The sequence below is a fragment of the Corynebacterium kroppenstedtii genome (genome assembly GCF_016894245.1).
Taxonomy (GTDB): domain Bacteria; phylum Actinomycetota; class Actinomycetes; order Mycobacteriales; family Mycobacteriaceae; genus Corynebacterium.
This window is the reverse complement of the sequence record NZ_CP069792.1, coordinates 1,651,781-1,666,576: the sequence shown is the minus strand read 5'-3', so window position 1 is coordinate 1,666,576 and position 14,796 is coordinate 1,651,781. Positions and strand designations below refer to the sequence as shown.

Here is a 14,796-nt window from a genome sequence, read left to right as displayed (position 1 = left end):
GTCACGACCGGCATTCCGTCCGCCGTGGGCGTCAGGCAAAAGCTCGCCGCAATTTGTCGAGTTTGCCCGATGTGCTGCCATCGATACGCTCATCTCCGACCCGGATGACCATTCCACCGAGGATGCTGGGATCGACCTCTCCATGGATGGACATCTTGTGACCATAAATTCGACCGAGCTTGTCAGCCAGGGTGGATCGTTGGGTATCGCTCAATTCGCCGGCAGTCACAACATGAGCAACTTCATACCCACGCAGCTGCGCTGCCTCCCGTGATAGCGTTTCGCATGCTTCGACAGGACGTTGTTTAGCACGAGAAATCGCCTGCAAGGCAAGAGTTTCTGTAATTGAAGTAACTTTGCCGTACAAGACTGAGGCCAACAATTGGCGACGTCGGTCCGCACTAGCTTGTCGGTCTGCCAAAAGCATCTCCAGCTGAGGGGCGTCTTCAAGGACCCTCGCCAACTGGAATAACTCAGATTCGACGGTCGTGAGCTTGTCGTCTGCCTCGGCGGCGCGGAACAGGGCCCGGCGACCAAGTTGAACAAGTCCATTACGGAAATCGCGTGTATTCGACCAGTCTTTATCTACTGCAGAACGCAACACGCTGCGCGAAGCCTGATTGAGCTTCTCACCGAAAACGCGATCGGCAAGGTCTGCACGTTTCTCGGAGGACGCTGCGGGATCAATAAGCGCCACACGCAAGTCACGGTTGGAGTCTAAAACCTCAACGACATCGAAGAGCTCGGGTCCGATCTGTGCGCCGTCAACGGCGGCATTGGACTGAGCAACGGTGTTGTCGAGGGTAGTCGCCAACTCGGTCATCGATTCTCGGCTCGCTGCGTGCATACTGATCACTTCCCTGCCGGAATGTCATCCAAGGAAGACAGGAAAGAATCCACTGTCTCCGCGCGCTTGGCATCGTCGGATAGATGAGAGCCGAGGAGCTTCTCCGCCAGATTGACCGAATTCTGACCCATGTCCTTACGCAGGTCAGCGACGACGGCATCACGCTGAGCAGCAAGTTGCTTTTCGCCTTGAGCGATAATGCGGTTGCTTTCCTCCGTTGCTTCGGTCTTCATATCCGCAACGATCTTTTGCCCGTCAGCACGAGCTTCATCGCGAATACGAGCGGCCTCTGCACGAGCCTCAGCGAGCTGGTCATTGTATTTTTGCAGCGCAGCCTTTGCCTCGGATTGCGCGGCCTCCGCACGTTGAATACCGCCTTCAATGCGATCTTCACGCTCAGAAAGAACCTCTTGGAACTTCGGAAGAACAAACTTCCAGAAAAGCCATAGGATCAGTACGAAGCAGACGATGGACCAGACGAGGTCGTATGGCAAAGGGAGAAGCGGCAAGTTGCCCTTGTCGAGAGGCAGCGTGTCCTCAGCCAAAATAAGTGAGTTCGTCATAGTCTCCAGCTTTCGCTATTTCGAATATCAGGATGTAGTGAAAACAACCTGATTAGAACAGGAAGCCGGCGACCAAGCCGATAAGGGCAAGGGCCTCAGTGAAGGCAATGCCCAGGAACATTGTGGTACGCAACTGACCAGCCATCTCCGGCTGACGTGCCATCCCTTCCACCGTCTTTCCGGCGACAATACCGATACCGATACCAGGGCCGATAGCAGCAAGGCCGTAGCCGATAGCACCGAAGCCGTCATAACTATTGGAGTCTGCAGCGAGAAGGATCTCGTTCATGGGGTGTTCCGTTCCCTTTCAAAATGCCGTTGGTTTTCCAACGACGTATTCGTGAAAAACTTCAAGTGGGTGTTCAGTTAGTGTTCGTCCGCATGCAGGGAAAGCTCAATGTACACCGCAGTCAGCAGGGCGAAAATGTACGCCTGCAGGAAAATCACCAAAATCTCAAACAGCGAGAAGGCAAAGGCTGCCGCGATGGTAAAGCCGGAAGCAACGAGCCAGCCGTTCATCTGCCAGAAGAAGAAGTTGGTTGCCGAGTACAAGAGCACCAGCACGATGTGACCTGACAACATGTTGGCCATAAGACGAATGGTCAGCGTGACAGGCCTCAAAATGAAGGTCGAGAAGAACTCAATCGGTACGACCAAGAAATAGAGAAGGAAAGGCAACCCCGGAATTACCAGAGAGCTCTTCATGTACTTACCGAACCCGTACCGCTTGGCACCTGCGTAGATCATGCAGACGTAGGCAACCACGGCCAAAAGCAGTGGCATACCGATACGAGCATTGGGGGAAACGTTCAAGAACGGAATCACCGATGGTGCGTTCATGAACAGTACAAGGAAGAAGATCGTGGAAATAATCGGAAGGAAGCGACGTCCTTCTTTTCGACCAAGAATCTCCTCACTGATGTGGATACGGACGAAATCCAATAAGTACTCAGCGACGTTCTGCACGCCACGCGGAACTAACTTCGGCTTCCGCATAGCGAAGAAGAAGAACAGCCCCATGAGCACCATCACGAGGAGTCGGACGAACATGATGCGGTCGATGGCGAACCAACCGTCGGCAAAATTACCGAACCAGAGGTTGATGTGATCACCAGGCGACGCACCGTCGGGACAGCGTGACTCACCGTCACTGCCGGTCCCACAAACGAACCCCGGGAAAAAGTCGTGGTCCAGATCTGGGGCGTGGAAATGCCCCTTCATGGACAAGGTTGTAACGCTCAGCGTTCTCTCCCGTGTTCGGGCCGCTTTCTGCCTAACAGAAAGCGGTGCGATGGAGGTCTATGTGCATAGCCCACCGCGGATTCCGTCGCACATCATCGCGGGGGCCCGGGGGTTATTCGGGGGTGGCTACGCATAGCGACTTTTCCTTATAACCCGCAGTTGACGATAGCAGCTTAATTCGGGTTTTTCCCAAGCGATCTCTCAATCCGACCCCCCTAAAACTACACCTGATTTACCCCCATGCAGGCTATTGCTGGTGGTCCCGTTCTTCTGCCCATTCTCGGTCAGCGATATACGTCACACGCGCGGTTAACACACCCCATGTTTCTGAGACCAATCCAACGATTAACGCAGCGATGACCGTGACCGCCAACGCCAGGTGGTCAAAGAAATACATGTTCTTCAGGACGACGAGAACGAGTAAGACAACGACAACTTTGAGCAGCCACGTTCCCATCACCACAGCCATCGTCGTTTGGGGATTGGTCCGGGAGGTGATGAGCACACTCACGATAGTGAGCAACACGAAGGCACCCCCGATGACCGAACCGATGAGCGCCCCCCAGACACCTCGCATACCTGATTGCCCACCCCAGGCCAACAGAGAAACCACAGCTAGACAAGCGATTGCGATACCACCGAGCCGCGCAGCTTTCAGTAGCGGCCACCGTGGATCCGACGCATGCCGGTTCCTCTTCGCGATCACATCATCGATAGAAGAACCACCGTCGGTAGACGAGCTACCCGACACATTCGAGGTTTCAGAGGTCTTGCCCCCGCCAGAGTGTTCCGGTTTATTCGCGCCAGAATTCCCCGATCCGAAAGTGGAATATGGAGACGTCGGCTTCGACGAATCGGCGCTCATGTCAGCCCCGATGTCAGCACGGGTGTCGGGAGCAGCGGGCGAAGTCTCACCACGGGAGAGCTCAGAGGACGTCCCCGCGGACGCAGAAGAGGCGCTATTTGGTTCGCCAGAAGAGTGGGAATCAGTCACGCTGGCTGATTGTAGCGACCTGGGTGCCGACGATCACGCGAGCGCGGTACAGACGTTATTCCGACGGCAATGATGATCGCTAGCCCCACCGCAATGAGGGTAATATCCGTCGGCAAAATTGTTGCGGCCACCGCGCTAAATGCGACAACGCTTACCCACGTATAGAGCACGAGAACAACTCGCCGGTGCGTATGCCCCAGTTGAAGCAGCCTGTGGTGCAGGTGCTTTTTATCAGGGGCGAACGGGCTTTTCCCGTGACCGACACGACGGATAACGGCCATGATGAGGTCAAGCATTGGGATGAAGACACTCGCTGCCACCACGATGATCGGGCTGAGCAGCGCGAAAATATCGGCGGCACCATAAAGCGACATCGTGATGCGGCCAGACGCCGAGGTCGATGCCGCTGCGAGGAGGAGACCTATCAGCATGGATCCTGTGTCACCCATGAAAATCCGGCTAGGCTCAAAATTGTGGGGCAAAAAGCCCGCGCACGCTCCGATCAAGACGGCGGAAATAATGGCCGGAGGGTAAGCGCTCACTGCTCCCCCTTGGTCATGAAGAATGGTGAGTGAAAAGGCGAAGAGCGAAATCCCCGCGATTCCTCCGACACCAGCCGCTAAGCCATCAAGGCCGTCGACAAAGTTAATCGCGTTGATCAAGGTGACAGTAAAGACAACAGTCAGGACTGTGGACTGGACTTGATCCAGAATGACGGTGGTGCCCCCATGCCAGGGCACATAGAGGAGGTACCAGCTCAGGCCCAGCAGACTCATGACTGTCGCGCCCGCGATTTGCCCGACCAGTTTCACGAGAGCCGGAATGTCGTACAAGTCATCGATGATGCCGACAACGACGATGATGAGCGCTGCCCATAAGACAGCCCGAAGGTCCGGAGTCATGGGAGGAAATCCACGATTCAACGCCGGTAATTGGTTGGCCACCAGTAACGCTGCAATGACACCGGTGAACATCGCGACCCCACCCAACCGCGGTCGCGGTTGTTTATGGACATCGCGAGCACGTGGGATAGCTACTCTCCCAGTCCGCACCATGACGGATCGAATGCATCCAGTTGTCAGGAACGTCACTATGCAGCCTGTACAGAGAACAAGGATGAGTTCCCGAATCGGCACACCGGTTCCCCCGACCGCTGATTGTGCACAAACGATCATGATGTTTCTCTACCCCGCATTCCCTGGACTATCCGCGCACGTGAAGCCGTTCTTTCCCCTCGGGCTATCCCTGACGGAGGGTAGCAGGACTCGTTCCAATAACGTCAGAAATACGTTCTGCAGAAATCGCTCCTTCACGCAAAAGATGAGGGGTGGGCGATGTGAGGTCAATGATGGTTGAAGGCTCACCAATTGTCGCCTCTCCGTCATCCAAATAGACGGATACTTCGCTTCCCAGCATCTGCTTCGCCGCAATGGCCGACGTCGCCGGGGGCTGCCCCGAAATGTTGGCGGAGCTCACCGCCATGGGGCCTGTGGCTCTCAACAACTCGATCGCCACCGGCTGCAACGGCATCCGAAGCATCACTGATCCGTTTGTATCACCCAGGTCCCACGGTAACGACGGAGCCTGTGTGACCACTATTGACAGTCCCCCCGGCCAAAATGCTTGTACTAATTCACGCATCCGCGGAGTGACTGTCTGCACCAGGCCGTCGACGGTGTCCCATGACCCGACCAACACGGGAACGGGCATGTCAGGGCCACGATGCTTAGCCCGTAACAACGCAGCAACAGCGTCGTTATCAAATGCATCGCACCCTATGCCATACACGGTGTCGGTGGGCATAACAACGAGGCGCCCGCCCTTCACTGCGCTGTGGGCAGCCTCCAAACCACGACCTCGTTCGTCGTGGTCAGTGCAATCGTAAATTGTGCTCATGAGTGTTATTACGCTTTCTTCGTGTGTGAGGCCCGAATCCCAGTCACAAACCTATCGCGTCCCGCTAGGTCCTTATGTATTTCCACATCGGTGAAACCGTGGTCATTCAAGCACTGTGAGGTCACGGAACCATTGAGCTCGTCATGTTCCACGGCCACAACAGTGCCACGGCTAGATAAGTCCTCAACCACAGCCATCATCGGTACGATCACGCTCATTCCGTCGGCCCCCGCAAAAACGGCGTCATGAGGATCGGCCGCGACTTCTGGCGAAATCGCCGTGTTCTCAGGCACATAAGGTGGATTCGACACAACCATATCCACCTTCAGCTCGGGCGTCGGTCCGTGAGTCGTTTCAGGATTGTCGCCGTCACGCTCGTCCCGAACACGCGTGTCACGACCACACATGTCCCGAATGGCTTTCACGATAGTGGGATCTGTGGCATCCCCAGCACAAAGGCTCACCGAGAGCTGATCGGCGTCAGCTTCTGACAGGCCGGCATCCAGCGCTTCGGCCCGCCAATTCTGTATAAAGGCCTCGACGTTGCGACGAGCGTAATCCAGTGCAACGTCGCTCGTGTCAACGCCGACAATGTGGATTCGTGGAAGCTTACCGACGCCTCCCACGTGCGGATTTACTGCCCTCTGTTCTCTAAAATCACGGTGAAGAGCCAACAACGCGTTACCCGCCGCGTGCGCAACGCCCAATGCTAAGGTTCCGGGCCCAGTGCACAGATCGACGATGGTGTAGTCCGTGGGCAGAGATTTCTGCGGCCCGGATTTTTCGGCCCTTTTATCCAACGCGCGGCGGATTTGTTTCCCCGCCCATTCAACAATCAATTCGGTTTCCGGGCGAGGGATAAACGCGCCTGGCCCAACCAGGAGGTCGATCCCAGCGAAACGCACCGTTCCCATGATGTGCTGCAGGGGTTCTCGCTGCTCACGGCGGCTAATACATGCTTCAAAAAACTCAGCCGTGTCAGGATCGACGTGGTCTTGGCGTCGGAAGAATAGCGACGACCGCGTGACGGGCTCTGCACCCGACGCACCCTTAACGGTTAACGCGTGCGCCATAAGAAGCTCAGCATCAACCCGTGGAGAGTCCACTCCAGCAGCGCGCAGCCGTCCGCCGGCATTATTGATCATCTGCCGAACAGATGTACGGGGATATGTCATTCTGCCTCGAGCCGCTCGGCGCGCTCCGCGGACTGCAGCGCAGAGAAGAGGTCATCCAGATCGCCGTCGAGGACCTGGTCAAGATTATGTGCCTTGTAATTAATTCTGTGGTCGGAGATGCGATTTTCGGGGAAATTGTATGTACGGATGCGTTCCGAGCGATCCATGGTCCGTACCTGTGCCGCACGATCAGCCGATGCTGCAGCCTCCGCCTCTTCTTCCTTCATTTGCTGCAACCGGGCGGCTAAAACCTGCATCGCACGCGCCCTGTTTTGGATCTGACTACGTTCCTTCTGACACGTCACAATCAGGCCCGTCGGCAAGTGTGTGATGCGGACAGCGGAGTCAGTTGTGTTCACGCCCTGGCCACCTTTGCCCGATGAGCGATACACATCAACTCGGATGTCTTTGTCATCAATCTCGACATCCTCGATTTCATCAGGTTCCGGGTAGACGAGGACACCGGCGGCAGACGTCTGGATCCGCCCCTGGGACTCCGTGACGGGAACTCGCTGAACACGGTGGACGCCGCCCTCAAACTTAAAGACGCTCCACGCACCGTCCCGAGACGGCTTCTTGGACCTAATAGACATGGTGATGTCTTTAATTCCCCCAAGATCCGTTGGAGCGTCGTCCAGAACGTCGATCGCGAAGCCGTGTTTGTCCGCGTAGCGCTGGTACATTCGCACTAATTCACCGGCAAAGAGGGCTGCTTCTTCCCCGCCCGCACCGGACTTCACTTCCATCACGATGTCATCGCCATCATGGGGATCCCGCGGAGCCAAAAGGTCAGCTAGCTTATCCGATAGCTCCTCTTTTTCCGCCCGGAGACGCTCGGCTTCCGCTGCGAACTCCTGGTCTTCGTGGGCCATTTCTTCCGCAGCTTCGAGATCCTCGGTCACAGCGTTTAACCGGTCATTCGTCTGAATGATGGGCTGGAGTTCAGAGAACCGCTTCCCCACCTTCCGCGCGCGAGCAGCGTCGTTATGTAAATCAGGATCAGCTAATTGAGCTTCGAGCCCTTGATATTCCGAAACAATGTCGTCGACCGCCGAAACATGCGTCGTCATGACCCAGAGTGCTCCTTTAACTGCTCACTACAAATACCGGTAACTACACGAATATAGCGCGACGGCGGCGGCTCAACCGAACCACCGCCCACACTGTGTTCATTGGTAGCGACGTACTCATTCGCCGGGGATATCAGTATGGTGACGCTACCTCCCGTGCCTCCGCAGAGGCTAAGGAAACTTCATCGCTTACCATCACGGATTGGGATCACAGTTTGGGGTCGCGCATGAGGGGGACGTATTACTCATCATCATCGCCGGGAACACTCATCGGCGCCGACGACGCTATTTGCATGAGGAACTCGCCATTGTTCTTAGTCTTGCGCAGCTGCTTGATAAGCAAGTCAATAGCTTGCTGCGGATCCAGGGCTGACAAGATTCGACGCAGCTTGTGCATGACGCGTGCCTCGTCGGGAGCCAAGAGCAGCTCATCCTTACGGGTTCCTGACGGGTTCACGTCGACAGCTGGGAAGACTCGACGCTCCGAAATCTTCCGGTCGAGCTTCAGCTCTGCGTTACCCGTGCCCTTGAATTCCTCGAATATGACAGTGTCGCCCGCGGACCCAGTCTCGACCATCGCCGTCGCAATAATGGTCAGCGAACCACCGTTTTCGATGTTGCGTGCTGCACCCAAGAACCGCTTTGGCGGGTAGAGGGCGTTGGAATCCACACCACCGGAGAGGATCCGTCCCGACGCCGGAGAGGAGTTGTTGTAGGCGCGACCCAGTCGGGTAATGGAATCCAACAGCACAACGACGTCCTGACCAGCTTCAACAAGGCGCTTAGCCCGTTCGATCGCTAGCTCAGCGACGGTGGTGTGCTCGCTCGGCGGACGGTCAAACGTCGAGGCAATCACTTCGCCATTAACCGAACGCTGCATATCGGTAACTTCTTCAGGACGCTCGTCGACAAGAACAACCATGAGATAGCACTCTTGATTATTCGTCGTAATGGCATTAGCGACGTCCTGCAGAATCGTCGTTTTACCGGCCTTCGGCGGGGACACGATCAGCGCGCGCTGCCCCTTACCAATGGGCATGATGAGGTCAATCACACGCGTCGTGAGTTTCTTTTGATCGGTTTCCAACCGCAACCGCTGGTTCGGGTACAGCGGTGTGAGCTTGGCGAACTCGGGGCGCGCCTTGGCTTCCTCCGGCGTCATGCCATTGACCGTGTCCACCCGCGCTAAGGGGGCGAACTTTTGCCGGTTCCGGCCGCGACCATGCTGGGGACGGCTTGACCCGTCCTCACGAACCTTAATCTGACCAGTCACCGCGTCACCGCGACGCATTCCCTGGGAACGTACCATGTTCATGGACACAAAAACATCATTCGGCCCGGACTGGTACCCCGATGTGCGGATGAACGCGGTGTTGTTGTCGACAACATCGAGGATGCCCGCGATGGGCTGGAAAGTTTCACCTTCGCGAAGCTGATTCGGGTTCTGGTTGTCGCGATTATCCCGGTTGCGACGGTTCCGCCGGTTGCCGCGATTATTACGGTCGTTGCGGTTGTTGCGGCCTCCACGGTCGTTCCGATTGTCACGATCATTGCGGTTATTGCGGCCACCCCGGTGGTCCTGGTTGTTGCGGCTACCTCGACCATTGTGGTCGTTGTTGTCACCGGAGTTGTCGTCATTGCGGCCATAACGGTCATCTCGGTCATCATTAGACCGTCGATGATCATTATTGTTATTCCGGTCACCATCATGGCGAGAATTGTTGTCTTCCGACTCATCGGATGAATCGCGGGACGAGGTATTCCGGTCATTACCGTCGTTGGAATGCGTGTTGTGACGAGCACGGTGACGACGCGCACGGCGTGCCTGGGAACGCGATTTGTACCCGTGATGGCGGGAATCGTCAGAATCATCGTTGTCACGACCGTTGTCATCGTCAGAGTGGGAGTCGGAGCCACCAGTGTGCTCGTCTCCGCGACGACCGTCGTTGCTGTTCTGGCGGTTATCGGCGCCGGAGCCACGTCCGTCTCCGTCTGCCGACGATTCGGAATTAGGCGATTCCGAGTTATCCGACTGGTGGGACTCAGCCTTCGGTTCCCCCGCTTTCCGTGTGGATCGACGAGGCCGAGAATACGGCTGACCAGCGTCGGCGGCCTGAATGGCTGCGATAATATCCCCCTTGCGCAGCCCTGAGAGTCCTCGAATCCCCTTTTCGGCAGCTAGCGCCTTCAATTCCGGGATGCGCATAGCGGCCAGGTTGTTCGTGTCCGTATCAGTCACGGATGTCCTTTCGTTGCCAGCCCCTCCGGGGACAATTGTCAGTATTTGTCAGTAGATACGTGTCTCATCACGCGCTGGAGGGTTAGCCCTGTGGTGTTGTCCTATCGCGACGCTGCATCATCGCTCTACCGTCGGTGGCCTCACGATGGTGTTTCTCCGATGGTGCAGCATGTCAATGGAATGTGCGTCATTTCGTGTCCGCTTGTGTCAATGTGCCTCAAAAAAGACACGTGACCTGCCCGAACTGCTATCGCGGATACATACTCACCGTGTCTAGGTAGAACCCGTTCACATGAACAAGTCTTTACCATTAGCCATCGCGGGCGATGCAGATTCGCGGCACTACGCGCGATTACGAAATGAAGGATTCTTTGTAGTGTCCGGTCATCGGTGTTGCATTCAGGGTGGATGAGAAGTCCCCTGGATCCACCACGCTTGCTAGGCCGGAAGCCGATGTTACACATCGTTCAGCTCGATGCCCTAGCGGAGAATACACAACCTGATGAGCAGTCCGAAAACTACAACCAAAGGAATCGCCCATAACCGTACCACTTTCCAGCAAAAGTCGCTGCAATGGCACGCGGATAGGCTTCACCTGTATTTACGGTCTGTCTGACTTAAAGTAAACGGCATGAAGTCGACGATGATGGACGTGCCTCTTTCTGTCACCCAAATTTTCACCTATGGTGCCAGTGTTTTCGGGGACACAGAGGTAACGAGTTGGGGCACATCCGGGCCAGAGACCATCACGTTTTCAGCGCTCGCCGGCCGAGCCGCTGCATGTGCTCATGCTCTACGGTCCCTCTGCGGTATCGACGCCGACCAACGCATCGGAACCATGATGGACAATTGCGCGGAGCATCTCGAAGTATTTTTCGCCTCGTCCTGCATGGGAGCCGTTTTTACCCCCCTGAACTCGCATCTTTCCGACGATCAAATCATCCACATCATCAACTACGCGGACCAAAAAGTCATCGTCGTTTCGCCCCGCAATGCACCGCGCTTGGCCAGGCTCATCGCCGACTGTCCGGGAGTGGATCACATCGTCATTGCTTCCGGATCATCGGTGCAGCGGGCTGAGGCCGTCGCTGCGTTCGATGCTGTCCCTAAGCCCCATTTTTCGGTCACCGATTATGAGGCTTTTATCGACGGACAATCCACGGAGTTTCCGTGGCCCGATCTTCCCGAAGACACCGCTGCTGCCCTCTGTTTTTCGACGGGCACTGAGGGGGCACCCAAGGGGGTGGCCTATTCCCACCGGTCTATGTTCTTGCACTCGCAGTCATTGCTGGGGGTGGATTCCTTCGCCATCACTAATGGCGTGTCCTTCCTGTGTTGTGTTCCCATTTATCACGTTCTGAGCTGGGGCGTTCCTCTTGCAGCCTGGATGGCTGGCGCACCGCTCATCTTTCCTGGCGAGGATCTTTCGGCGCCTCGTCTTGCGCAGGTGATTGCCACCTCTATGCCTCGTACGGCACATGGGGTCCCGACATTATGGGTTTCGCTCTTTTCCTACTATTTCCACAACCCACCGAAGCGTATGAGTCTTCGGGAGATTTTCGCTGGTGGCGCTCCTGTTCCTCCGGTGCTCATTAAAGTGTGGGAAGAAAAGTTTGGTGTCGACGTCATTCATTGCTGGGGAATGACAGAAACGTCACCCGTGGGGACAGTATCGCGCCCACCAGCAGGCTTAAGCGGGGAGACGAGGGATCTATACCGCGAATCCCAGGGTCGTTTCCCTGTCGCTATGAATTTTCGTATTGCCGACGATGCCGGCCATGTTCTGAAAGGTCATGATCGCAACCAAGGCGAAATCCAAGTGCGCGGCAACTGGGTGACCGGGTCCTACTTCCATTCACCGACGGGCGAAGGCGATGGGCCTGCTTCCCGTTTCCGCGGCGAAGCCATCGATTATGCCGATGATCGTTTTACCGACGACGGATGGTTCCGTACAGGAGACGTCGGCTCTATTAACCGTGATGGGTTCTTAACGGTCAATGATCGCATTCGCGATGTCATCCGCTCAGGTGGGGAATGGATTTACTCAGCCGAATTAGAAAACTATGTTGTCGACGCTCCCCCGGTTCTTGAGTGTGCTGTTATTGGGTATCCCGATGAGACATGGGGTGAGCGACCGTTGGCAGTGACTGTCCTTGCCGACGGAGTTGAGCGGTCGGCGGCGACAGCGGAGCGTCTTCGCACACGATTGCGTGGGGTCATTCCCGGGTGGATGATCCCCGAATACTGGGCATTCGTCGACACCATCGATAAGACAAGCGTCGATAAATATGACAAAAAGGACCTGCGGCAACACCTTGCTGACGGAAAGTTGGATGTCATTTCGTTACAAGGCCCCCGTCGCAGTGGCGATAGCTATGGGGATCCGAGTTCCTCTAGCTCACCATCGCAGGGCTAGCGTCTGGGTGGGCAGTCCCGCCACATACTCATCCCAGTTTTTTGCGATTGACCTGGATAGGCCCGGCGATGGGTAGCGTCAGGACACGAAGCCCTTCGGAGGATGCCGTATCGACGATTTCAGCGGGCAGATCCTCGGTAGACAAAACCATGATGGTGGGGCCGGCACCCGATAAATACGCTGCATAACCGCGGTTACGCAGGCGGTTAACCCATTCTGCAGAGACCGGCAAGGCATCTGCACGGTAGGGCTGGTGAAGGCGATCCCTCGTGCCTTCCCACAACAATTCTGGGTTGGTACGCAGTGCGACCGTCATGACTGCCGTTCGGGATACGTTAAATCGTGCGTCAATATGGCTCACGTCACTGGGCAGTACTCGGCGCACCGCATTCGTCGACGCTGTGAAATCGGGTATAAAGGCCGTCGCGCGAATGTCAGGGTGAACATCCACGCCGATCGCATGGTACTGGGGCGCAGTTTCACCATCGACTGGTGTATCTGTCCAGGACACTACTGCACCGCCCAGCACGGATGCTGCCGCATTGTCAGGGTGTCCCTCAAAAGAACTGACTACTTGGACAACCTGATCGGTGGCGAGGGCGTTATCTGCCAGGGCATTGGCAGCACATACCCCAGCAGCTGCAGCCGCCGCTGACGAGCCAAGACCACGTGATTGGGGAATCGCATTTTCACAGGACACCGCCAGACCAGGCACGTCGGCATGTGCCGCGCGGAGCCCTTCACGGATCGCCCGAACCACCAAATGAGTTCCATCGAGGGGGACCTCACCGGCACCTTCACCCTGGACGTCAACGGTTAAACCAGAAGGAGTGACCTCGACGGTCACGATGTCATACAGCCCCACAGCCAAGCCAAGGGTGTCGAATCCAGGTCCTAAATTGGCCGACGACGCTGGCACGCGCACCGTTACTGAGCGCCCCACCGGTATGTCATGTGGCACTTAGTCGTCTCCCTCCATACGCAGCACGCGTTCGACGGAGAGCACCGTATCAATGGATGCGACATCAGCCACGGTTTTCTCAAGGTCTTCTTCCCGCGCCGTGTGGGTGACAACAACCAGACGGGCACCGTTTTCACTGCCCTCCTGGCGGACAGTTTTCAACGATATGCCACGGTTAGCGAAGCACTTGGCGACGTCGGCAAGAACACCAACCTGGTCCTTCACGTGCATCACAACGTGGTACCGGGTGTCAATAGAGCCAAATGAAGCGATTGGCAGCGACGCGTAGACAGATTCTCCCGGGGCGCGACCACCCAAGAGGATATTTCGCGACGCCCCAATCACGTCACCTAAGACAGCTGACGCGGTCGGATTCCCCCCGGCGCCATTTCCGTAAAACATCAGACGCCCCGCGGCTTCCGCCTCAACGAACACCGCATTGAACGACTGCGACACGCTCGCTAACGGGTGGTTACGCGACACCAATGCCGGATACACCCTGGCAGAGGCTGATTCTTTGCCATCGCTATCAACAAGTCGCTCACAGAGGGCAAGCAATTTAATAGTGCATCCGACCGCTTGTGCCGACGCGATATCCGCTGCGGTGATTTCCCGAATGCCCTCGCGGTAGACGTCGTCGGCAGATACGCGAGTGTGGAAAGCAATGGATGCGAGGATGGCCGCCTTGGATGCTGCGTCGTATCCGTCGACATCGGCGGTGGGATCTGCCTCGGCATATCCTAAGCGGGTGGCTTCGGCCAGCATCTCGTCATAGGACGCACCCGACTCATCCATTGCGTCCAGGATGAAGTTCGTCGTCCCATTAACTATGCCCATGACCCTGTTGACACGGTCGCCAGCAAGGGAGCGGCGCAGAGGCCCCACCACAGGGATCGCTGCTGCCACTGCTGCTTCGAAGAACAAATCTGCGCCCGATGCGTCGGCTGCTTCTGCTAACTCGTCCGCATGAGCCGCGACCAGGGCTTTGTTCGCGGTGACTACTGATTTACCCGCACGCAACGCCGCCAACACGAGTTTTCGTGGCAGGTCAATGCCACCGATGACTTCCACGACGAGGTCGATGTCGTCGCGAAGCACCAAGCTCATGGCGTCGTCGGTGAGGAAATTGGAATCAACACCTTCGCGCGGGCGGGATAGATCGGAAACCGCCACACCGCGGATTTCTAAAGGTCCACCAGCTCGCTCGGTAAATTCGTCGGCATACTCATTCATGAGCCGATAGGCCGCCTGCCCGACGGTGCCAAATCCGAGGAGGGCAACTCCGACGGTTTCCCCGGCCCCTTTTCCGGTGTTGTAGCTAGTTTGCTGGGTCATATTCCTATCCCTTGTATTGGTTCCCTTGTGTGGTGTTCGGTAGACGTCGTTGCTGGCT

13 protein-coding genes are annotated in these 14,796 nt (G+C 56.6%); 1 reads left to right on the top strand and 12 read right to left on the bottom strand.

Going from position 1 to position 14,796, the window contains the following annotated elements; all coding sequences use genetic code 11:
- Positions 1 to 31: 31 nt before the first annotated feature.
- From I6J23_RS07245 to rho, 10 genes are all read right to left on the bottom strand, one after another.
- Positions 32 to 847 (bottom strand): F0F1 ATP synthase subunit delta, encoded by an 816-nt coding sequence (locus tag I6J23_RS07245; protein ID WP_204581484.1) that lies wholly within the window; start codon positions 845 to 847, stop codon positions 32 to 34.
- A 5-nt stretch (positions 848 to 852) separates the two neighbouring features.
- Positions 853 to 1,410 (bottom strand): F0F1 ATP synthase subunit B, encoded by a 558-nt coding sequence (locus tag I6J23_RS07240; protein WP_204581483.1) that lies wholly within the window; start codon positions 1,408 to 1,410, stop codon positions 853 to 855.
- Between the two features lie 52 nt (positions 1,411 to 1,462).
- Positions 1,463 to 1,699, bottom strand: a complete 237-nt coding sequence (locus I6J23_RS07235; RefSeq protein WP_204581482.1) for an ATP synthase F0 subunit C — start codon at positions 1,697 to 1,699, stop codon at positions 1,463 to 1,465.
- A gap of 77 nt (positions 1,700 to 1,776) precedes the next feature.
- Positions 1,777 to 2,631 (bottom strand): F0F1 ATP synthase subunit A, encoded by an 855-nt coding sequence (gene atpB, locus I6J23_RS07230; protein ID WP_204581481.1) that lies wholly within the window; start codon positions 2,629 to 2,631, stop codon positions 1,777 to 1,779.
- A gap of 268 nt (positions 2,632 to 2,899) precedes the next feature.
- The gene (locus I6J23_RS10740; RefSeq protein ID WP_239454864.1) at positions 2,900 to 3,646 is read right to left on the bottom strand and encodes a hypothetical protein; all 747 of its coding nucleotides are present in this window, start codon (positions 3,644 to 3,646) and stop codon (positions 2,900 to 2,902) included.
- Positions 3,643 to 4,821 (bottom strand): glycosyltransferase family 4 protein, encoded by a 1,179-nt coding sequence (locus I6J23_RS07220; RefSeq protein WP_204581480.1) that lies wholly within the window; start codon positions 4,819 to 4,821, stop codon positions 3,643 to 3,645. Before I6J23_RS07220 ends, I6J23_RS10740 begins: the two co-directional genes overlap by 4 nt.
- 64 nt (positions 4,822 to 4,885) lie before the next feature.
- Positions 4,886 to 5,542: an L-threonylcarbamoyladenylate synthase gene (locus I6J23_RS07215; RefSeq protein WP_204581479.1), complete on the bottom strand. Its 657-nt coding sequence runs from the start codon at positions 5,540 to 5,542 to the stop codon at positions 4,886 to 4,888.
- An 8-nt stretch (positions 5,543 to 5,550) separates the two neighbouring features.
- Positions 5,551 to 6,717 carry a N5-glutamine methyltransferase family protein gene (locus tag I6J23_RS07210; RefSeq protein ID WP_204581478.1) on the bottom strand — a complete coding sequence of 389 codons (1,167 nt, stop codon included), beginning with the start codon at positions 6,715 to 6,717 and terminating at the stop codon, positions 5,551 to 5,553.
- Positions 6,714 to 7,787: a peptide chain release factor 1 gene (prfA, locus tag I6J23_RS07205; RefSeq protein WP_204581477.1), complete on the bottom strand. Its 1,074-nt coding sequence runs from the start codon at positions 7,785 to 7,787 to the stop codon at positions 6,714 to 6,716. Before prfA ends, I6J23_RS07210 begins: the two co-directional genes overlap by 4 nt.
- 241 nt (positions 7,788 to 8,028) lie before the next feature.
- Positions 8,029 to 10,026, bottom strand: a complete 1,998-nt coding sequence (gene rho, locus I6J23_RS07200) for a transcription termination factor Rho (protein ID WP_204581476.1) — start codon at positions 10,024 to 10,026, stop codon at positions 8,029 to 8,031.
- 631 nt (positions 10,027 to 10,657) lie between these two features.
- Here rho and I6J23_RS07195 point away from each other — a divergent pair.
- Positions 10,658 to 12,442, top strand: a complete 1,785-nt coding sequence (locus I6J23_RS07195) for a long-chain fatty-acid--CoA ligase (protein ID WP_204581475.1) — start codon at positions 10,658 to 10,660, stop codon at positions 12,440 to 12,442.
- A gap of 28 nt (positions 12,443 to 12,470) precedes the next feature.
- On the opposite strand, the gene thrB is transcribed toward I6J23_RS07195, so the two are convergent.
- Together thrB and I6J23_RS07185 are read right to left on the bottom strand one after the other, a co-directional pair.
- Complete coding sequence (gene thrB, locus I6J23_RS07190) at positions 12,471 to 13,403, bottom strand: homoserine kinase (protein ID WP_046202535.1); 933 nt, start codon at positions 13,401 to 13,403, stop codon at positions 12,471 to 12,473.
- Complete coding sequence (locus tag I6J23_RS07185; RefSeq protein WP_204581474.1) at positions 13,404 to 14,738, bottom strand: homoserine dehydrogenase; 1,335 nt, start codon at positions 14,736 to 14,738, stop codon at positions 13,404 to 13,406.
- Between the last annotated feature and the right edge of the window lie 58 nt (positions 14,739 to 14,796).